This is a genomic window from Cohnella ginsengisoli (assembly GCF_029525555.1).
GTDB lineage: Bacteria > Bacillota > Bacilli > Paenibacillales > Paenibacillaceae > Cohnella > Cohnella ginsengisoli.
This window is the reverse complement of record NZ_JAPDHZ010000004.1, coordinates 260,204-281,022: the sequence shown is the minus strand read 5'-3', so window position 1 is coordinate 281,022 and position 20,819 is coordinate 260,204. Positions and strand designations below refer to the sequence as shown.

The window sequence follows — 20,819 nt, the reverse complement described above, 5'->3', positions numbered from 1 at the left end:
CCGGGCGGACGATCGAAAGCGAAAATCCCCGCTCCCCCCGCCGGCCCGGAAGCGGATAAGCAAAATACGCTTATCCCTCCCGGTCGATCGTCGCTTCATTTGTCTAGCTGTCGGAGACGCGAGAGATATCGCCGCCCAAGCTCCCGAACATGCGCTCGATCTCGTCGTAACCCCGGTCGATATGATGAACCTGCTCGACGGTCGTCCTGCCCTGCGCGGCAAGCCCCGCGATCACTAACGCGGCGCCGGCGCGAAGGTCCGTAGCTTCGACCGTCGTCCCGTAGAGCCTTGGCACGCCCCGGACGATCGCGGAATTCAAGTCGATGCGAATGTCGGCGCCCATGCGGCATAATTCGTCTACATGCTTGAAGCGTCCCTCGAACACCGTCTCCTTAATAACGCTGACGCCGCCCGCCAGCGACAGCAGCACCATGAGCTGCGCCTGCATATCGGTCGGAAAAGCGGGATAAGGAGAAGTGACGATGCGGTCGACCGCTCGCGGCCGGCCCTTGGCGCCGACTCTTATTATACCATCCCCGGTCTCGATGTGAACACCGGCGCGGCGCATGACGTGAATAAGAGAGATCAAATGCGCGGATTCCGCGCCTTCGAGCGTGACCTCGCCGCGTGTCGCGGCGGCCGCGACCATCGCCGTGCCGGTCACGATCCGGTCAGGAATAATCTGAAAATCGCAGCCGCCAAGGTTCTCCGTACCGTCGATCGTGATCGTGTCCGTGCCCGCGCCCCGGACCTTCGCGCCGATCGCGTTGAGAAACCGCTGCAGGTCCTGGATCTCGGGCTCGCGGGCGGCGCCGATGATCGTCGTGCGTCCGTTCGCCATAACGGCCGCCATCATAATATTTTCAGTCGCGCCGACGCTTGGAAAATCCAGGCTGATCTCCGCGCCGGTCAAGCGGACCGCTTTGCATACGATGCGGCTGCCCGTCTCTTCGATCTCCGCCCCCAACGCGGCAAGCCCGCGAAGATGAAGATCGATCTTGCGTTCGCCGATCGCGCAGCCGCCCGGCTGATAGACCTGCACCTCGCCGAATCTGGCGAGCAGCGGTCCCATCAAAAAGACGGAGGAGCGCATCAGGCGCATCAAACGCTCGGGTACGTGCGAGGAGCTCGCGACCGTGCCGTCGATCGTCACCACGTCGCCGCGGCGCAGCACGGCGCAACCGAGATCCCGCATGATGTCCAGCATGACTTCGATATCCAGCAGCTTCGGAATGTTGCGAAGAGTTACCGGCTCCTGGGCGAGCAGCGTCGCGGCCAGGATCGGCAGGGCGGCGTTCTTGGCTCCATGGATGCGGATGGTGCCCGAAAGCGGTTTGCCGCCTTCAATCACCAGTTTGTCCAAGGAATTCACCTCCGGAATTACCGCTCGCCCATCAGGAGCACCTCGGGTGCGAGTAATATTCCGAACCGTTCGTTTACGGTCCGTCTTACGCGTTCCATCAAGGCGAGCACGTCTTCGGCCGTCGCATGGTCTTCGTTAACGATGAAGTTGGCGTGCAGCTCCGACACGACGGCTCCGCCCTCCCTGGCGCCTTTCAGGCCTGCAGCCTCGATCAGTCTCGCGGCGTGGTCTCCCTCCGGATTGCGAAATACGCTGCCCGCGCAGGCAAGCTGCAGCGGCTGCGTGCGCAGTCTCCGATCCTTGTAGGAAGCCAGCATGGCGGCAATCTCCTTGCGGTCGCCGGGCTCCAGGGCGAACACCGCCTCGGTCACGATGCCCCTTTTTTCGTGCAAAATCGAATGACGGTAGCCGAAACGCATTTCCTCGTTGCCGTACGTCCCTCTCGAACCGTCTTCCCAGACGATGTCGGCCGACTTTAAGATGCGCGAAACGTCCGAATGATGCGCCCCCGCGTTCATATAAACCGCCCCGCCTACGTTGCCGGGAATGCCGCTGGCGAATTCAAGGCCGGTAAGCCCTTCTTTGCCCGCCATGACCGACAGCTTGATGAACGAATACGATCCGCCCGCGAAAACGAGGTTGCCCTCAAACCGCGCCGCGTCGAATCCGCCGCCCAGCTTGATCACCGCGCCTCGGACGCCGCGGTCGGCAACGAGCGTGTTGGAGCCGCGTCCGAGGACGGTCCAGGGGACGCCGTGCCGGCCGAGCACGGCGATGGCCGAAGCCAACTGCTCCGCGTCTGCCGGTACGAGGAACAAGTCGGCGGGGCCGCCGATTTTCCAGGTCGTATAGGGCGCCAGCGGCTCGCCTTGCTTGACGACCCCCGAATACGACCGTTCCAGGTCCGCGATCAACTGCTCCATTCAATATCTCCTCCAATTCATTCTAAGGAGCTGCGGGTTTTATACGAAGGCGCCCGGCTCATCATTGCGGACAGCCGCGACCACACCCTATCGTATGTCGCGCCGCCCGGCATGGTGACAATCGCCCAGTTTGCCGTCGACGCCGTCGCGTCAGCGGCGGCTCCGCAGTCCTTCTATGCTAGTCAAGTCCGCGCGCGGCGGACGATTCGTTGCAATTGGTCGTAAATAACGCCGGCCGCCTCGGGCATGCCGATGGACTTCGCCGCTTCCGCCATTTTGACACGGCGGGATTCGTCGCCCATGATGCCGGCGACCGCCTCGTACAGCTTGGCGCCGGTAAGCTCGCGCTCCAGGATCATCATCCCGCCGCCGACGCGGACGACGCTCTCGGCGTTGGCTTGCTGATGGTTGTTCGTCACGTTCGGTGAAGGCACGTAGATCGCCGGCACGCCGAGCGCAGCGAATTCGGCGATAAACGAAGCGCCGGCGCGGCCGACGACGAGCGACGTCGCCGCCAGCACTTCCGCCATATTGCTTATGTACGGCTTGACGTGGAGCCGGCTCGCGACGGCCGGATCCGCGATCCGGTCGATCTCCGCCTTCAGCTCCTCATAATACCGCTCGCCGGAGGCAAACACAAAATGCACGTCCGGCAAGCCGACAAGCTTGGCCGCCGCTTCACCGGCCGCCCGGTTCAGCGTTTGCGCGCCCCGGCTGCCGCCGACGATCAGCACAAACCGCGTGCCCGGCGAAAGTCCCAGCGAGGCGTAACCGCGAATGGGGTCGCCCCCGAGAATGGCCGTCGCGCAAGGATTGCCGGCGTATTCCACGCTTTTGACTCTGGCGAAATGCGGCTTGGAGTCGGCGAAGCTGACGGCGACCGCATCCGCATAGCGGCTTAAAAACTTGTTCGTCAGGCCGGGAACGACGTTTTGCTCGTGCAGCAGCGTCGGGATGCCGAGCTTCGCCGCCGCATAGACGACAGGCCCGCATACGTAGCCGCCTGTGCCGACGACCGCGTCGGGCCTGAATTCCCGCAGCAGCGATTTGGCGCGCCGCACCCCGCGGACGAACCGGAGGGCGGTGCGAACATTTTCCAGGGACAACGATCTTCGGATGCCGGTAATGTCGATGCTCTCGAAGCGCACGCCCCGCTCGGGTACGATCCGGCTCTCGAGCCCCCGCTTCGTGCCGATGTACAGCAGCTCGCTGCCCGGATCGCGCCGCTCGGCCTCGCGGCCGATGGCGAGCGCGGGATAAATATGGCCGCCGGTTCCGCCGCCGGTCAACACGATACGCATAGCGTCACCTCGCAAATCTGGATAAGTTAAGTAAAATGCCGAGCGCCGTAAGCAGCAACGTCAGCGACGAGCCGCCGTAGCTGACGAGCGGCAGCGTAATGCCCGTCACGGGCATGAGTCCGATGACAACGCCGATGTTGATCAGCACCTGGACGGCGATGATGCCCACGATGCCCGCCGCCAGGAAGCTGCCGAACGGGTCGTCGATGGCGATCGCCGTCCGCATGCCGCGCCAGATGAGCAGCAGGAACAGCACGAGCAGCAGGCTGCCCCCGATAAAGCCGAGCTCCTCGGCCAAGATGGAGAAAATAAAGTCCGTTTGCGGCTCGGGCAAATAATTGTATTTCTGCCGGCTCATGCCGAGGCCGAGCCCGACGAGTCCGCCCGGACCGATCGCGTACAGCGACTGGATCGATTGATATCCCGCGCCCAGCGGGTCCTGCCAGGGATCGAGAAAGGCCGTGATCCGCTGCAGCCGGTACGGCGCCGCGGCGATCAGGCCGACGAGTCCGACGACGCCGATCATCGCGAGCCCCCCCCGAGATGTCCGATCCGGGCGCCGGCCGCATAAATGACGAGCAGCGCGGCGCCGATCATGACGGCGCCCGTGCCGAGGTCCGGCTGCATCATGATCAGCCCGAACGCGCCGAGCAGAATGCCGAGCGGCGGCAGAAGCCCTTTCGTAAACGACACGAGCTTTTGCTGCCGTTCGGCAAGAAACCGGGCAAGGAACAAAATCATCGCCAGCTTCATGAACTCGGACGGCTGGATGCCGAAACTGCCGATGCCGAGCCAGCTGCGCGCGCCGCCGCGCACGACGCCGACGCCCGGCACGAGCACGAGCAGCAGCAAGCCGAAGCACAGCAGCAAGCCGGGCAAGGCCCAGCGCCGCAAGCGGCTGTAGTCTACGTTCATCGTGACGAACATCATAAAAATGCCGAGCGCGGCGAACAGCAGCTGCCGCTTCACGTAATAAAACTTGTCGCCGTAATCGTGGAAGGCGGCTACCGCGCTCGCGCTGTATACCATCACGATGCCGACCGCCAGAATGCCGAGCGTCGCCGCGATCATCCAAATATCGGGGGCCTTGCGGACCTTGGCCATAAACCGGACACCTCGCCAAACGAAGAAGTGGGGACGAGCCCCCTTCTTACAGCGTATGCGCCGATTGCTTAAAAATGCGCCCCCCGTACCTCGTAGGATGGGAACATGTCCCAGCTTGCGCAAGCGGGCGAGAGCAGCACGATATCTCCCGGCCCCGCCATGGCTGCGGCTTCCAGCACGGCTCTCTTCAGCGTCTCGGCGGCATCCTCTACAGGTTCGACGACCGCGACGTTCGTTAAACCGGCTTCCTCCGCGACTTTGCGAATCTTTTCACGCGTCTCCCCCGAGCGTCACGATGCCTTTAAGGCGATCGCGGAAAAGCGGGATCAGCTCGCGATAATCGGAGCCCCTGTCGAGTCCCCCCCGCGATCAGCACGAGCGGCGCAGGCAGCGAGGAAACCGACATGATCGTCGCCGTCGGATTAGTCGCTTTCGAATCGTTGTAGTAGCGCGCTTCGCGGAAAGTGCCGACGTATTCCAAGCGGTGCTCGACGCCGTTGAACCGCTCGAGCGGTTCTCGCAGCGTCGATGCCTCCGCGCCCGCGGCCAGCGCGATCGCGACAGCCGCCAAAGCGTTGGCGCAATTGTGCCGTCCGGGAATGCCGAGCTTGTCGACGGCTATAATACGCGTATCCGCGCCGCTCCCGTCGCGCGCGACGATCCAACGCTCGGCGAACTGCGTCACAGACGATTCACCATCGGCTTCCGCCGGAAAAGGAGGCTCGACAGACACGCCGACCGCAAGCCGCTTGGTGAGCGAAAACGGCCAATGGCGTCCGGCCGACGCTTGACCGATCTCCGCGCAGACGGCGTCGTCCGCGTTGAAAATGGCCGTATCCCCGTCGCTCAGATTGGCGAACAGCTTCGCCTTGGACGCGACGTAGTCTTCCATGGTGCCGTGATAGTCGAGATGCGTCTCGGCTAGATTCAACAGACAAGCGATCCGCGGATGAAAATCGGTCGTTCCCTTGAGCTGAAAGCTCGACAGCTCTGCCACGAGCCAGCCTTCGGGCCCGATCTCCTGCGCCGCGTCGACCAACGGGCGTCCGATATTGCCGGCGACGATCGGCGACAACCCCGCCGCGGTCAGCAGCTCGCCCGTCCACGTCGTCGTCGTCGTTTTCCCGTTGGAGCCCGTAATGCCGACGATCGGCGCCGGGGACAGCTGCCCCGCCACCTCGACTTCCGTCACGACCTCGACGCCGAGCGTCTCGGCCTGCCGGATCGGCGCCGCCGAGTAAGGAATGCCCGGATTTTTGACGAGCAGCGCCGTGTCCGGGGTCACCAGATCGTCCGGATGTCCGCCGCAAACAACAGAAATGCCCAAAGCCTCGAGCTCCGAGGCTTCGGGACAGGCGTCTCTTTCCTTGCGGTCGTTCGCCGTCACGACGCTGCCCGCCTGATGGAACAGCTTCGCGGCCGCGGCGCCGCTGCGGGCGAGGCCCAGCACGACGACCTTGCGGCCGCGGTAATTCGCCAGTGGCATCATAGGTTCCCAATCCCCCTTATACAGAATCAGACCGATCGCGGCAAAAACGAGCCCGGCCAGCCAAAAGGTCGTCACGACGCGCCACTCGGACCAGCCGGTAAGCTCGAAGTGATGATGGATGGGACTCATCTTGAATACCCTTTTGCCGCGCGTCTTAAACGACCCGACCTGAATGATGACCGACAGCATCTCGAGCACGAATACGCCGCCGATGACGATGAGCAGCAGTTCGGTCTTGGTCAGGATCGCGACCGCGCCGATGCCGCCCCCAAGGCCTCAGGGACCCCGAATCGCCCATGAACACTTTGGCCGGATGCGCGTTGTACACGAGGAAGCCGAGCACCGCGCCGACGACGGCCGCCGAGAAAATGGCGGATTGCTGCTGCGTCGCCTGAAGCGCCACGATGGCGAACGCGCCGAACGCGAGCGCGCTTGTCCCCGACAGCAGGCCGTCGAGGCCGTCGGTAAAGTTTACCGCGTTGGTCGCGGCGAAGAAGATGACGACGACGAGTATGTAATACGCCCAGCCGAGATCGAGCGACCAATCCGTCCCCGGCACGCCGACGGCGGTGCTAAGGTCCATCCGGTGGATGATGAAGCAGAACGCGATCGATACGACGAGCTGTCCGAAAAGCTTCTGCTTGGCCGTAAGGCCCAGCGAGCGCTTCATCGCGATCTTGATGAAGTCGTCCAGGAAACCGACGAGGCCGAAGCCGAGACTCGCGACCAGCAGCGCCCAAAACGGCCAGCCGCGGTCCGAAAATTTAAGGAATGCCACGGTCATCGCGAGCAGGATAATGATGCCGCCCATCGTCGGCGTGCCGCTCTTCTTCAGATGGGACTGCGGTCCGTCGTCCCGCACCTGCTGCCCGAACTTCAAGCGGCGGAGCATCGGAATGCATAGCGGGCCGAGCAATACCGCGAGCAGGAAGGAAACGCCGAGCGTCCATAGCGTTGATGCGTAATCCATCAGCGTAACTCCTCCTTCCCTGCCGCCAGTCGCCGCACGATCTCTTCGAGCCGCATGCCGCGCGAAGCCTTCACCAGCACGAGATCGTCCGGCTCGACGAGCGCCATTAGCGCTTCGGCCAGTTCGTTTTTGTCGGCGAAATGCCGTACCGATCCGGCCGGGAGCGCGCGCGAGGCGGCTTCCGCGGTATGGGCGGACAGCGGCCCGTACGCCAGCAGCCCGTCGGCTTGACCCTGCGACAGCTCGCGTCCGATGGATGCGTGGTATTCGGCCTCCTCGGGTCCGAGCTCGAGCATGTCGCCGAGCACGAGCCATTTGCGGCGGTAGCCCTCGAGCTGCGCGACGAGCGAGATCGCCGCGCGCACGGAAGCCGGGCTCGCATTGTACGCGTCGTTCAGGACGAGCGCGCCGTTCTTCGCTTGAACGCGCTCGATGCGCATGCCCGTCAGCTTGGCTTCGGCCAAGCCGCGGGCGATGTCCGCGTCGGCGACGCCAAGCAGGCGGGCGACCGCGATCGCAGCCAACGCGTTGACCGCGTTGTGCCGGCCGGGAATCGGCACCGCGAAGCGGGAACCCTGCGTCTCGGCCGCTTGCGCACGCGAGTTTGGAGCTGAGTCGCCGTCGCCTGGCGAGCCAGCCGAGACGCGGGACGACGCAGCGAACGTCGCGCGCTCCGCGTCCGTCGCGATATCGAGCGCGCGCAAATCGCACGCCTCGGATTCGCCGAACGTAATCGTCCCGATCGCGTTCGAGGGCAGCGCCAGCGCCGCCAGTTCCTCGCGAAGCAGCGGCTCGTCGCCGTTATAAATCAAAGTGCCGCCGTCCTTCAGCCCTTCGACGACCTCCAGCTTCGCCTGCGCGATGCCGCGCCGCGAACCGAGATGCTCCAGATGGGACTCGCCGATGTTCGTGATGACGGCGACGTCCGGCTTTGCGATGCGGGAGAGCAGCGATATCTCGCCGAAGCCGCTCATCCCCATCTCCAGCACGAGAACCTCCGTATCGCGGTCCGCCCGGAGGATCGTCAGCGGCAATCCGATATGATTGTTATAATTGCCTTCGGTTTTCGCCGTCCGGTAGACGGTGGAAAGCGCCGAAAAGATCAAGTCCTTGGTCGTCGTCTTGCCGTTGCTGCCGGTCACGCCGACGACCTTCGGCTTCCAGCTCGCCAGGTAGGACTCGGCCAGCCGCTGCAGGGCGACGAGCGTATCGTCGACGAGCAGCAGCGGCAGCCCGGCAGCGGCCGGCAGCGCGCGCTCGCGCTGCCACAGCGCGGCTACCGCTCCCGCGCTGGCAGCCGTCTCTATGTAGTCGTGTCCGTCGAACCGGTCTCCCGCGATCGGCACGAACAGTTGCCCGGTCCCGATCGACCGCGAGTCTGTCGATACGCCGGCAATCTCAGGCTCCGCGCCTGCCTGTATCCCATGAAGCTCCGCGCCGCACCATGCGGCCACTTCGCTAAGCGTCGCTCTTATCACAGCATCCTGCTCCTTATCGCGTCGCGCGCCGTCAGCCGATCGTCGAAGTCGTGCGTCACGTCGCCGATAATTTGATAGGTTTCATGCCCTTTGCCCGCTATCAATACTACATCCCCGGGGCCGGCCATTTCAACCGCTTTGTGAATGGCCGCGCCGCGGTCCGGCTCGAGCTCGTAGCGGCCCGGATCGACCGCGTCTTCCTTGAGTCCCGCCTCGATATCCCGCAGGATCGCGAGCGGATCCTCCGAACGCGGATTGTCGCTCGTCACGAGCATGACATCGGCTAGCGCCGCCGCGATCTTGCCCATGATCGGGCGCTTCGTCCGGTCCCGGTCGCCGCCGCAGCCGAACACGCAGATGACTCGGCCTTCCGCGATCTCGCGCACGGCGCGCAGCACGTTGTCGAGGCCATCCGGCGTATGCGCGTAGTCGACGACGACCGCGTACGGCTGCCCTTCGTCTACGGCTTCGACGCGTCCCGGGACGCCCGGCACCGCCTCGAGGCTCGCCACTGCCGCGTCAAGCCCGATGCCTTCGCAAAGAGCAGCCGTTAGCGATGCGAGCGCATTGTAGACGTTAAATTTGCCGACCATGCGCAGCTGCACGCTTTTGGAACCGCGGAACGTCTCCACGTCGAACGACGTGCCGCGGGACGATATGCGCACGTTCTGGGCGCTTACGTCCGCCTCCTGCTCGATGCCGTACGTGACGACTTCGGCAGCGGTCAGCTTCGCAAACTTGGCCGAGACGGGATCGTCGGCGTTCAGCACGGCGAACGAACGATCTTCGGGGCCGGCGCCGTAATCGTTGCCCAGCCTCGAAAAGAACAGCCCCTTGGCGTCGGCGTACGCCTCCATCGTCACGTGATAGTCCAGGTGATCCTGCGTCAGGTTCGTAAAAATGGCCGTCCTGAACCGGGTTCCCCAGGTCCTGCCCTGTTCCAGCGCATGCGAGCTGACCTCCATGACGGCCCGCTCCGTACCGGTCTCCGCCATAGCGCCCAGCAGACGCTGCAGCGGCAGAATATCCGGCGTCGTCCCCGACATCGGATAGCTCGCGCCCGCGTATCGCGCTTCGATCGTGCCGATGACGCCCGGCGATATGCCGGCATCGCTCAGGATCCGCTCGATCAGATACGTCGTCGTCGTTTTCCCGTTGGTGCCGGTCACGCCGATCGGACGCAGCTTATGAGACGGGTGCCCGTACCAGCTGTCGGCCAGCACGGCGAGCGCCCGCCTCACGTCGGGCACGACGAGCTGCGGCGCGGACAGCGGCAGCTCGCGCGACACGACGAGCGCCGCGGCGCCGCGTTCGAGCGCCTGCGGCGCGAAGTCGTGGCCGTCAACGGTATGCCCCGGCAAGCAGAAGAACAGCTGTCCCGCCTCCACGGCTCTCGAATCCGCCTCGATTCCTTGAATATGGACGCCGCCATCGCCGACAATCCGATGCAGCAGCAGTTCCTTGGCTAATTGATTCAATTGCATCGCATGTTCAGCTCCTTGGACTACAGCAGAGTTGCTCATCTTGCATAGAGAAGATATGAGGATTGATTGATTTTCCTATGCGTACATTATCCGCCAGGACGACTTTTCAAACAAGGGCTAGGAAACACTTGGCAGCCGGACTACAATCAATCTTCAGACAACCGGCCAATCAGGGAACGCTACGATAAAACGCCCCTTCTCGTCGTCGCCCCCCAGCTCTGTTACCCGATTATTTCGATTATCACGCCGCCCTCTACCTCGTTAACCGCTTTTGCCGCCTATAACTCGGCGCAGCTGACAACGCCACTGTCGCTTTGGTTCAATCCGCGCCTTCATCCGCGGGGGCCTGCTCCCCGTCGCTTCCCAGATAAATGCGGATGACCGAGCCCTTCTGCACCCGCTGGCCCGCTTCGGGCGCCTGGCGCAGCACCGTGTCCCCCTTGCCGGAGGCCGACAGCTGAAAGTTCATGTTCATGTCCTCGTACAGATCCGCGACCGACTTGCCAACGAGGTTCGGCACGTTCACCATCGGCAGCTCGCCGAGCTTGTATTCCTTGCCGATCTGGTCCTTGCGCGGTTCTACGCCGAGATACGGCAGCGCGTCGGCCATGATGTTGCGTACGATCGGCGCCGCGACGACGCCCCCGAACTGGATGCCCTGCGGATTGTCGACGGCGACGTAGACGATCAGCTGCGGGTCGTCCGCAGGCGCGAAGCCGATGAACGAGACGATATGCTCGCTCGCCGAGTATATGCCGTTAATGACCTTTTGCGCCGTCCCCGTCTTGCCGCCGACCCGGTAGCCGTCCAGAAACGCGTTGCCCCCCCGTACCCTGCGCCACGACGCTCTCGAGCGCTTCGCGCACCTGCTTGGACGTCTCCGGCGAGATGACCTGCCGCACGAGCTCCGGCTTGATCTCCTGCAGGGTCTCGCCCGTATCCGGGTTGACCCACGCCTTTGCGACATGCGGCTTGAACAGCTTGCCCCCGTTGATCGCGGCGGCCACCGCCGTGATCTGCTGGATCGGCGTCACCGACACGCCTTGCCCGAATGCCGTCGTAGCCAGCTCGACCGGGCCGACGTTCGCGAGCTTGAACAGGATGCCGTTTTCTTCCCCGCCGATATCGATGCCGGTTCTTTTGCCGAAACCGAAGTTTTTAATGTACTCGAAAAGCTTCTCCTTGCCCAGACGCTGTCCCAGCGCCACGAAGCCCGGGTTGCAGGAGTTTTCGACAACTTCCAGGAACGATTGGCTGCCGTGTCCGCCCTTCTTCCAGCAGCGCAGCCTCGCGCCGCCGACCTCGACGTATCCAGGGTCGTAAAACGATTCGTTTTTTAAATTGACTTTGCCTTCCTGAATGGCCGCCGACAGCGTGATGATCTTGAACGTAGAACCCGGCTCGTACGTCATCCAGATCGGCAGATTGCGATTGTACACTTCCGGCTCGGCTTCCTGATAGCGGTCCGGCTGGAACGTCGGCCGGCTGCCCATCGCCAGAATCTCTCCCGTCTTCGGGTCCATCGCGATAGCGATGACGTCCTTCGCCTGATACTTCAGCATCGCCTGATCCAGCTCGCGCTCCACGATCGACTGGACCTTCTGGTCGATCGTCAGCTGCAGGGTCAATCCGTCCCGCGGCGGCTGGTAGGCTTCGGACGAATTGGGCATCTGCCGTCCGGCCGCGTCCGTCAGAAACGAAATGTTTCCACGGGTGCCTGACAGCAATTGGTTGTATTGCTTTTCCACGCCGGTAAGGCCGCTGTCGTAGCCGGTGATGCCGAGCACCTGCGCGGCCATCGGGCCGAACGGATAAAAGCGCTTGTTGTCCTCCGCCACGTAGATGCCGGGCAATGCCAGATCCCGAATCTGCTGGGCCAGCTCCAGCGTAATCTTGCGCCCCCCCGGGACGAAGATTCACGTTGCTGGCTTTCTTTTTCAGCATCTCCAGCACTTTGTCCTGCGCCATGCCGATGAGCGGAGCCAGCTTGCCCGCGGTCCCTTCCTTGTCCTTCACCTGCGCCGGCACCGCATAAACGGTGGGCGAGCTGACGTTGTAGGCGAGCTTGATGCCGGTGCGGTCCGTGATCGTCCCTCTCTTAGCCTCGAACGGGATCTGGCGGCGCCACGATTCCTCCGCCTGTTCGGCCAGCTTGCCTCCCTTGACCAGCTGTACGTATGCGAGGCGCGCGATGAGCGCCATGAATCCGATCCCTACCGCGAGCAGCGCCAGCAGCAGGCGCCGCCTCACCGTCACTTGCGAGATTCTCACGCAGGTCAGCCCCCTCCCCGGAATATCGGTGCGTTACTCCCACCCTATTCCATGGAGAAGGGGCTTAGAACAAGCTATGCCTGTCTAGCCGGACAAAGCCTTGGCGAAAGACGCTTCAATCGCCCGCGTCCGCCACCGCGCTATTGTCCACGTCCGCTGCGCCGTCGTTCACGTCCGCCGCGCCGTCGCCGCCGTCTCCGGCTTCGACTTGATCTTGTTCGCCTGCCGATGCCTTGGCGGCAACAGATTGGACGGTCGTGCCGGCAGGCGGCGCAAGAGCCAGCGCGATCGACAGCTTGGTGCCGTCCCGGGTCGCCTGCTGTCCGGACACGTAGCCCTGTCCGCTCGCCGTGCAGGAAGCGCCGAGCAGCGAGCACATGTCGAGCGCGTCGCGGAGCGACAAGCCCTTCATGCTCGGCACGCTGCCAAGCGTTTTTTCGGTCATGAGATATACGTGCTGAGAGGTCGGAAGGACGGCGCCCGCATTAGGCAGCTGCGAGACGACTTTGTCGCCTTTGCCGAGCACGATCGCATCGAACCCGCTGTTCCCGAGCTTGCTTTTCGCCTGCGAAGCCGTCATGCCCTTCACGTCGATGACTTTGGCGGTCACCGGCGCGGGCGTCGCCGCTTCGCCATCCTTCTTCTTGGCTTCTTCCGAATCCTTCGACGGGTTCGGCAGGACGCCGAGATGAAGCAGAGACTTCTGCATAATCTCCTTAAAAATCGGCGCAGCGCCGGAACCGCCGCCGAGCGTCTTGTCTTCGGGCTCGTCGACGAGCACGTAGAGGACGATCTTCGGATCCTCGACCGGCGCATAACCGATAAACGACACGACGAATTTGTCTTCGGCATAAACGCCGTTGATTACTTTTTGCGCCGTGCCGGTCTTGCCCGCGATCCGGTAGCCGTCGATGTAGGCGTTGCGCCCCGTACCGATGACTTTGTCGCTGACGACCTGCTCGAGATACTCGCCGACCTTTTTGGACGTTTGCTCCGAGATGACCTGGCGGACGACCTTCGGCTCGGTCACGACCTTTTCGCCGGTGTTCGGGTCCGAGATCGACTTGATGATATGCGGCGTCATCAGCTTGCCGCCGTTCGCGACCGCCGCCACCGCGGCGACCTGCTGGATTGGCGTGACGGAGACCGCTTGGCCGAACGTCGCCGCCGCGTAGTCGCGCTCCCACGTCAACTGCGTCGTACCTGCGATCTCGCCCGCCAGCTCGATGCCCGTTTTTTGGCCGAAGCCGAAGTTGTCGATGTATTGCTTGAATTTGTCCTTGCCCAGCTTCTCGTAGCCAAGCTTGACGAAGGCGACGTTGCTCGAACGCTTCAAGCCTTCCAGGTAAGTGATCTCGCCCCAACCGCCGCGCTTGATATCGTTGACGGGCTTGGACTTCGGGATCGCCACGCTGCCGGACATGTATTTGTCGTTCGGGTTGAACAGCCCTTCTTGCACGGCGGCCGCAAGCGTCATGATCTTGAACGTGGAGCCCGGCTCGTAGATCGACTGCACCGCGTTGTTTTTGAACGCGGATTGATCCTTCGCATAATCCCAGTAATTATTCGGATCGAAGTCCGGCAGGCTGACCATGCCGAGAATGTCCATCGTCTTCGGATCGGCGGCGATCGCGGTCATGCTGAGCGGATGGTACTGCTCGTAGGCCGTCTTCATCGCCTGCTCCATGTAATACTGGATGTCCCTGTCGATCGTCAGCGTGACGTTTTTGCCGTCCACCGCTTGCTTGGCCTCGATCTCCCCGTCGGCGAGCTGCGTTCGCTTGCCGTCCTTCTCGTATGTAATGGAGCCTTCCTCGCCCTTCAGTTGTTCGTCGAGCGTCTTCTCAAGCCCCATTTTCGCCGCGCCCTCTTTGCTCACGTAACCGAGAATTTGCGAGGCGAGCGAGCCGTTCGGATAATAGCGCTTCTTGTCTTCGATGAGGTAAATGCCGACGTCCTTTTTGCCGGTCAGAGAGCGCAGCTGATCGCGGAAGGCGGTCAGCCGGTCGGCGACCTCCTTGTCCATTTTCCAGCCCTCGGGCTGCACCTCGCGCTGCACGTAATACACGCCTTTGTCCGTCTTGGCGTCCATGATCTTGCGGAGGTCGGCTTCCGGCTTGCCCAGGATATTGTTCACCTTCGAAGCGATCTGGTCGATCAGCTTCCACTCGGGGTTGCCGGCATCCAGCTGGTGAATGACCTTGGGGCTTAGCGCGAGCGTGTAAGCCGCGGCGTCCGAGGCCAGCACGGTGCCCGTCCGGTCGGTGATCGTCCCGCGATCCTGGACGAGCTTCTTCGTCGTGACCCAAGTATTGCGCGCCTGCTCCGCCCAGAACTCGGCATGCGCGACCTGCACCCAGTAGATTCGCCCCCATAAAGCGAGAAACAGGAGGGTGATTACCCCTCCCGCCAGCAGCGTGCGCAATTTAATTCGTTTCGTCATGTCCCTCACCTTCCGTTCAATCTCGGGCGACCGCCCTCGTTTCCATTAGTCTCCCTTAGTGGACAGCGTGATCGGCTTTTGACCGTTTGGTTGGACCAAACCTTGTTCTGCCGCGAGCTTTTCGATTCTGGCAGGATCCCGCAGCTTGTCCACTTCGCGCTGCAGCTCCTTCGATTGATCGGCGCTCGTCTCGTACTCGCTCGTAATCTTCTGTATGTTGCGGTTCATCTCGTACAACCCTGCATTGCGGTACAGGATCAATCCCGCTATGGCGACGCAGACGAAAACGGTGAGCAGATACAACAGCTTCTCCCCCACCGGTATGCTTTTGCGGCGAACCTGGGACGCCGTCTGCGGCGCCGCGGCGCGCTGTTGTTTTTTTTTGCTCCGGCTGACGCTCCTCGCGAACTGCCAAATTGCCATAGTAACGCATGTTCCTCGCTCCCCCCCGCGCTTGGATGTCTCAAGCTTGTCGATTTGAATTGCGGCATTCGATCGTTCAAGGACCTGATGCGGTTTTTCACCCGGGCTCTCCCGCTGCGTCCGGATCCAGCTTTTCGGCGATTCTCAGCTTGGCCGAGCGTGCCCGGTTGTTCAGCTCAAGCTCGGCGTCCGAAGGCACGATCGCCTTGCGGGGCGTGAGCTTCAGCCTGCCTTCTCCCCAGACCGTCACCGGGAATCCCGGCGGACTGATGTTGGCCGGCACTTCCTTGACGAACGTCTCTTTGCAAATTCGGTCCTCTAACGAATGAAACGTAATGACCGCGATGCGTCCGCCCGGGGCGGCGCAATCGATCGCTTGCTCCAGCGCGTCGCGGAACGCCTCCAGCTCGTCGTTGACCGCGATGCGGATCGCCTGAAAGGCGCGCTTCGCAGGATGGCCGCCCGTACGCCTTGCGGCGGCGGGAATCGCGGTTTTGACCAGCTCGGCGAGCTGCGCGGTCGTCTCGATGGGCGTCTTGGCCCTTGTCTCTACCAAATGGCGGGCGATTTTGCGCGCGAACTTTTCCTCGCCATAGTCGCGCAGGATACGCGACAGTTCCCGCTCGTCCCACTCGTTCACGATCTCTCGCGCGGTGAGCGGCTGCCCGCGGTCCATGCGCATGTCGAGCTCCGCGTCATGATTGTAGCTGAAGCCTCTGTCGGCTTCGTCCAGCTGCGGGCTCGATACGCCCAGATCGAACAGGATGCCGTCTACCTGAGGCACGCCGTCTTTTTCCGGTACGCCCGCTTGCCGCAGCGCGTCCGCGAGATGCCGGAAGTTGCTTTTCACCAGCGTCACGATGTCGCCGTACGGGGCCAGTCGCTCCCGCGCATGGGCGAGCGCGGTGTCGTCCTGATCCAGACCGATGAGCCTGCCCCCGGGGGCGAGACGCGAAGCGATCAACTCGCTATGCCCTGCGCCTCCCAAGGTGCAATCGACATAGATGCCGTCTTCGCGGATATTCAGACCTTCTACCGCTTCTTCTTTAAGCACGGTGATGTGGTGGAACAAAGTATGGCCTCCCGGCAACCCTCGCGGTCATGCTGTCGGTTGCTTCTGTCTATGTAGTGGTGATGTGTAAACGTACTTCACGGCTGCGCGGCGACGTCCTCTGCGATCAGAAATGAAAATCGAAATCGACCAGCTTCTCCGCGATCTCGTTGAACGATTCCTCGGAGGCATGACTGTAGGCTTCCCAAGTCGCCTTGTCCCAAATCTCCACTCTCGTGGATACGCCGATAATCGTGCATTCCTTGTCCAGCTTGGCATAGTCTCGCAGGTGGTTCGGAAGGTTGACCCTTCCCTGCTTGTCCCACTCGCCCTCGGAAGCGCCGGAGAACAGCAGCCGGGAAAAAGCTCTCGCGTTGGCCGCCATGGACGGCAGCGCGCGAAGCCGCTGCTCCAGCTGCGCCCACTCTTCGCGGGGATAAACGAACAAGCAGCTGTCGAGTCCGCGGGTGACGATAAAGTCGGTGCCCAGCGCGTCGCGGAATTTAGCGGGAATAATGATTCGGCCTTTGTCGTCGATCGAATGCTGATATTCCCCTAAAAACATGACCGCTGCACACCCCCTCCATATTCCACCACTTGGCCCCACTTTAAACCACTTATGATGACTATTCGCGCAAAAAAAAAGAAATCCTGCTTTGAAAGCAGGATTTCCTCAAAATATTTTAGGTTATTAAAAAATCGTCATTATTCGTGCCCGGCCCAGCTGTCCAGGTACGATTTTTGCTCTTCGCTCAGCGTGTCGATGGAGATGCCCAGCGACTCCAGCTTCGATCTCGCCACTTGTTCGTCCAGCGCGTAGGGCACCTTGACGACTTGCTTGCCGATGGACTCGTAATTCTCGTTGACGTAACGAAGGGAGAGCGCCTGAAGCGCGAACGTCATGTCCATGATCTCCGCAGGGTGGCCGTCCCCGGCAGCCAGGTTCACGAGACGCCCTTCGGCGAGCACGTAAATCTTGCGGCCGTCCTTCAGGCGATATTCCTCGATGTTGCGGCGCACGGTGCGCCTCGACACCGACATCGCCTCGAGCTCGACCAGGTTGACCTCTACGTCGAAGTGGCCCGCGTTGGACAGGATCGCTCCGTCTTTCATTTGCGCGATATGCGCGCCGGTGATGACGTCCTTGTTGCCCGTGACGGTGACGAAAAACTCGCCGACCTTGGCCGCTTCTTCCATCGACAGCACCGTGAATCCGTCCATATACGCTTCGACCGCTTTGATGGCGTCCACCTCGGTGACGACGACGTTCGCGCCGAGCCCCTTCGCGCGGAGCGCCACGCCTTTGCCGCACCAGCCGTAGCCGTTGACGACGACGGTCTTGCCCGCGACGACCAGATTGGTCGTCCGGTTGATGCCGTCCCATACCGATTGACCGGTGCCGTAGCGGTTGTCGAACAAGTATTTGCAAAAGGCGTCGTTGACGGCCACCATCGGGAATTGCAGGGAGCCGTCTTTTTCCATCGCCTTCAGGCGCAGGATGCCCGTCGTCGTCTCTTCGGCGCCTCCACGGATGCCCGGCAGCAGGTCGCGGCGCGTCGTGTGCAGCATCGTGACCAGGTCGCCGCCGTCGTCGATAATCAGATCCGGCTTCGTCTCGAGCGTCCGCTCGAGCAGGCCGTGATACTCTTCGGGAGACGGATTGTACTTGGCGAACACGGCGATGCCGTCCTCGACCAGCGCGGCGCACACGTCGTCCTGCGTGGAGAGCGGATTGCTGCCGGTGATCGCGACTTCGGCGCCGCCTGCCTGGACGACCTTCGCCAGATAAGCCGTCTTCGCTTCCAGGTGGAGCGAGATGGCGACCTTCAGTCCTTTGAAAGGAAGATCCTTCGCGAATTGCTCGCGGATCCGGTTCAATACCGGCATATGGGCCTCGACCCAATCGATCTTAAGCTTGCCCTCCGGGGCGAGCGACGGATCCCGGATAATGCTGGACAACGTCGTTTTCATGAACAACAAACCTCCTGATGTCGGCCGCCGGGCTCGGCCTGCTTTTGGGCCATCAGCCGATGGCCGCCCGTAACGTCGAACGGAATGCAACGGAGAGCGGAGAGCCAGCCCATGCCGTAGCGGTTAATAAAATGAACGATGCCGTACACGCGTTCTTGCGGCTGCTCGAGCGGATGCAGCGAATGCAGCATGCGGTCCCACTGCCGCAGCGAGGATTCGTGCCGCCCCGCCAGCGCGCCGGTCGTGCGCTGCTCGAGGTACGCGATCTGCTCGAGAATGAGCGTCAGGTTGCTCTCGCCCAGCTTGACGAGTCCCTTGTCCACCTGGGACACCGTCTCCAGCACCGGCGCGTACAGCTCGCCGAACCGCGCTTTGACGTCGGCGAACCGGCCGCCGATGTCCCAAGTGTCCTGCGCGGCGAGCCATTCCCGCTTCAGCCGTTCGCCGTCCGCGGCGATTTGCGCCGCGGTGACGCCGTACTTGGCCAGCAGCTTTTCGACCTGCGGCTCCAGATAAGTGAAAGACTGCCGCGGCACGATGACGGGCATCTCCAGCCCGAAGGCCGCGAAGGCCGGTCCGAGCGACGCCCAGTAGGCGATCTCGGAAGGACCGAGCACGGTGGCGAGCACGGGGAGCAAATAATCCTGCATGAGCGGTCGCGAGAGCGCGTTGTTGCTCAACTGCTCCGGACGTTCTGCGGCCATTCTCAGCAGCTCGTCCCTGTCGTATGCGAGTCCGCCCTTGCGGTCCTCGAAGCGGTCGCCTTGCCTGAAGAGCAGCAAGCGTCCCTGCTCCGCGTGCACGAACAGGTTGGCGCCGTCCGGCGCGGACTCCGCCTGGATCGGGTAACCGAGCCGCTTGACGGCCTCCTCGCCGGCGGCGAGCGCGTCGCTCAGGCGCTCGCTGCCCGCGACGAGCTCTCCGAACAAGCCGCCTTCGAGCCGGCGAATCGCGGGATCGTCCGCGTCCATGAGGACGAGGCCGTCGTCCGCGAACCACTCGGAGAGCAGGCGGGCAAACGCCAGCGTCAGCGTAGGCGCGTCGCTGGCGTGCATCCTGATTTGACGCAGCAGATTCGGTTTAAATTCGGTATCAGGGAGCGTCAGCGCAAGCTCGGTCAGCGCGACCTCCCAATCGACCGCGGAGAGCGGCGTTCTGCTCACGGCATGGCGAGGCCCTTCCGGCCGGCCCAGCTTGACCTTGCGCGGTTCGCCCTCGCCCGGGGAAACGTATAAATGATTGGCTTCTTCGAAATCATGGTCCTCGCCGGCGATCCAAAATACCGGCACGACCGTCCGGCCCAGGCTGCGCGACGCGTGCTTCGCGGCCTGAATGACGGTCAGCGCCTTGTAGGCGATCAGGAGCGGACCTCCGAACAGCCCCGCCTGCTGGCCGCCGACGACGGCGAGCGCGCCTTCGCCCGCGAGCGCTTCGATGTGCCGCAGGGCGAGCGGGCCCGGGCTCAGCCGGCGCTGATAATCCAGCAGCGCCTCGCCGAGGCGCCTTCTGTCGACGCGGCCGCCAGCGCCTTGATCGAGCCGCGCGGCCCGCTTGCTCCAAGCTTCTATATCTTTGCAGTGGGCGCTTCCGAAGAGCGCCGCGACCTGGTCGTCGCCGCGCCTATACGCTTCGGAGAGAGACTGCGCCGTCCCGTCATTAAAGGGAGTCGTATTCATCCCGGACATCCTCCCGTCCGAATGGTGTCATTCTCGATTGTACATGAAGCGGCCGGATATCGTCAAAGAAGAAGGAGGAATAAATATGCCCTTGCATTGGCGCATTCTGAACGCGGCCGGTTGGCTCGGCGTCGTCTCGGTCAACGCGGCCGCCGCAACCGGCGGACTTTTCGGCAGGTCGTCGGGTGAAATATCGGACAAGGTGCCTACGCTCGTCACTCCCGCCGGCTATGCTTTTTCGATCTGGAGCGTCATTTATTTGCTCGCGCTCGGGTACGTCGTCGCCGCCTTTTTGCCAAGCCGCCGACACGACCAGACGATGAGGGCGACGGCGCCCTGGTTTTTCGCGAGCTGCCTGTTCAACGTCGGCTGGCTCTTCGTATGGCACGCGGAGCGCTATACGGCGTCCGCGTTCGTCATATCCGGCCTGCTGCTGACGTTGATCGCCTTGTACCTCTCGTCCCGCCCCGCCGCCCGCGCGGCAGGCGACCGGTCCGGTTTCTTTTTGATCGCGCTGCCCTTCTCGATTTATCTGGGCTGGGTAACCGTCGCGACGATCGTCAATATCTCGGTCGCGCTCCGGGCGGGCGGCTGGGACGGCTGGGGCGTGCCGGACCGGACGTGGGCCGTGGCCCTGTTCGTCGTCGCAGCCGCGCTGTCCGCCGTCGCCGCGTTCAAGGACAGAGATCCTTGGTTCCCCTTGACGGTCGCCTGGGCGCTCATCGCGATCGGCGTGAAGCAGCAATCCGCCTCGCAGCTGGTCGCCGTCGCCGCCTGGACGGCTGCCAGCATCGCGATCGCTGCCGCCCTGTTCAAGCTTCGCGGCATCGCTGGCCTGAAGCCCCGGAGAATGTGACGTCGCCGCGCGAATG

General features: G+C 62.9%; 13 protein-coding genes and 3 pseudogenes. 1 reads left to right on the top strand and 15 read right to left on the bottom strand.

The window, feature by feature from the left end; translation table 11 throughout:
* Positions 1-103 precede the first annotated feature (103 nt).
* The 15 genes and pseudogenes from murA to bshC all read right to left on the bottom strand — a co-directional run bounded on the left by murA (position 104) and on the right by bshC (position 19,947).
* Positions 104-1,363: a UDP-N-acetylglucosamine 1-carboxyvinyltransferase gene (gene murA / locus OMP38_RS22325; RefSeq protein WP_277567083.1), complete on the bottom strand. Its 1,260-nt coding sequence runs from the start codon at positions 1,361-1,363 to the stop codon at positions 104-106.
* A 17-nt stretch (positions 1,364-1,380) separates the two neighbouring features.
* Positions 1,381-2,286, bottom strand: a complete 906-nt coding sequence (gene murB, locus OMP38_RS22320) for a UDP-N-acetylmuramate dehydrogenase (protein WP_277567082.1) — start codon at positions 2,284-2,286, stop codon at positions 1,381-1,383.
* Between the two features lie 182 nt (positions 2,287-2,468).
* A complete protein-coding gene (gene murG / locus OMP38_RS22315) occupies positions 2,469-3,587 on the bottom strand; it encodes an undecaprenyldiphospho-muramoylpentapeptide beta-N-acetylglucosaminyltransferase (RefSeq protein WP_277567081.1) in 1,119 nt (372 codons plus the stop codon).
* Positions 3,588-3,591: 4 nt separating this feature from the next.
* Positions 3,592-4,691 (bottom strand): annotated as a pseudogene (gene spoVE / locus OMP38_RS22310) (stage V sporulation protein E).
* A 301-nt stretch (positions 4,692-4,992) separates the two neighbouring features.
* The gene (gene murD / locus OMP38_RS22305; RefSeq protein WP_277567622.1) at positions 4,993-6,177 is read right to left on the bottom strand and encodes a UDP-N-acetylmuramoyl-L-alanine--D-glutamate ligase; all 1,185 of its coding nucleotides are present in this window, start codon (positions 6,175-6,177) and stop codon (positions 4,993-4,995) included.
* A 15-nt stretch (positions 6,178-6,192) separates the two neighbouring features.
* Positions 6,193-7,150 (bottom strand): annotated as a pseudogene (gene mraY / locus OMP38_RS22300) (phospho-N-acetylmuramoyl-pentapeptide-transferase); the annotation flags it as partial.
* Positions 7,150-8,628 carry a UDP-N-acetylmuramoyl-tripeptide--D-alanyl-D-alanine ligase gene (locus OMP38_RS22295; protein ID WP_277567080.1) on the bottom strand — a complete coding sequence of 493 codons (1,479 nt, stop codon included), beginning with the start codon at positions 8,626-8,628 and terminating at the stop codon, positions 7,150-7,152. The pseudogene mraY and the gene OMP38_RS22295, both read right to left, overlap by 1 nt.
* Complete coding sequence (locus OMP38_RS22290; RefSeq protein ID WP_277567079.1) at positions 8,625-10,112, bottom strand: UDP-N-acetylmuramoyl-L-alanyl-D-glutamate--2,6-diaminopimelate ligase; 1,488 nt, start codon at positions 10,110-10,112, stop codon at positions 8,625-8,627. Before OMP38_RS22290 ends, OMP38_RS22295 begins: the two co-directional genes overlap by 4 nt.
* Before the next feature lie 319 nt (positions 10,113-10,431).
* A pseudogene (locus OMP38_RS22285) lies at positions 10,432-12,383 on the bottom strand (stage V sporulation protein D).
* A 115-nt stretch (positions 12,384-12,498) separates the two neighbouring features.
* Positions 12,499-14,826 carry a penicillin-binding transpeptidase domain-containing protein gene (locus OMP38_RS22280; RefSeq protein WP_277567078.1) on the bottom strand — a complete coding sequence of 776 codons (2,328 nt, stop codon included), beginning with the start codon at positions 14,824-14,826 and terminating at the stop codon, positions 12,499-12,501.
* A gap of 45 nt (positions 14,827-14,871) precedes the next feature.
* Entirely contained in the window at positions 14,872-15,249 is a 378-nt protein-coding gene (ftsL, locus tag OMP38_RS22275) for a cell division protein FtsL (protein ID WP_277567077.1), read from the bottom strand.
* 97 nt (positions 15,250-15,346) lie between these two features.
* Positions 15,347-16,321 carry a 16S rRNA (cytosine(1402)-N(4))-methyltransferase RsmH gene (gene rsmH / locus OMP38_RS22270; protein ID WP_277567076.1) on the bottom strand — a complete coding sequence of 325 codons (975 nt, stop codon included), beginning with the start codon at positions 16,319-16,321 and terminating at the stop codon, positions 15,347-15,349.
* A 106-nt stretch (positions 16,322-16,427) separates the two neighbouring features.
* Entirely contained in the window at positions 16,428-16,865 is a 438-nt protein-coding gene (gene mraZ, locus OMP38_RS22265; RefSeq protein ID WP_277567075.1) for a division/cell wall cluster transcriptional repressor MraZ, read from the bottom strand.
* 140 nt (positions 16,866-17,005) lie between these two features.
* A complete protein-coding gene (locus tag OMP38_RS22260; RefSeq protein WP_277567074.1) occupies positions 17,006-18,271 on the bottom strand; it encodes an adenosylhomocysteinase in 1,266 nt (421 codons plus the stop codon).
* Positions 18,268-19,947, bottom strand: coding sequence for a bacillithiol biosynthesis cysteine-adding enzyme BshC (gene bshC, locus OMP38_RS22255; protein ID WP_277567073.1), 1,680 nt, complete (start codon positions 19,945-19,947; stop codon positions 18,268-18,270). Before bshC ends, OMP38_RS22260 begins: the two co-directional genes overlap by 4 nt.
* A gap of 85 nt (positions 19,948-20,032) precedes the next feature.
* Between bshC and OMP38_RS22250 the strand changes: the two genes are divergently transcribed.
* Positions 20,033-20,803 (top strand): TspO/MBR family protein, encoded by a 771-nt coding sequence (locus OMP38_RS22250; RefSeq protein WP_277567072.1) that lies wholly within the window; start codon positions 20,033-20,035, stop codon positions 20,801-20,803.
* Positions 20,804-20,819: the final 16 nt, after the last annotated feature.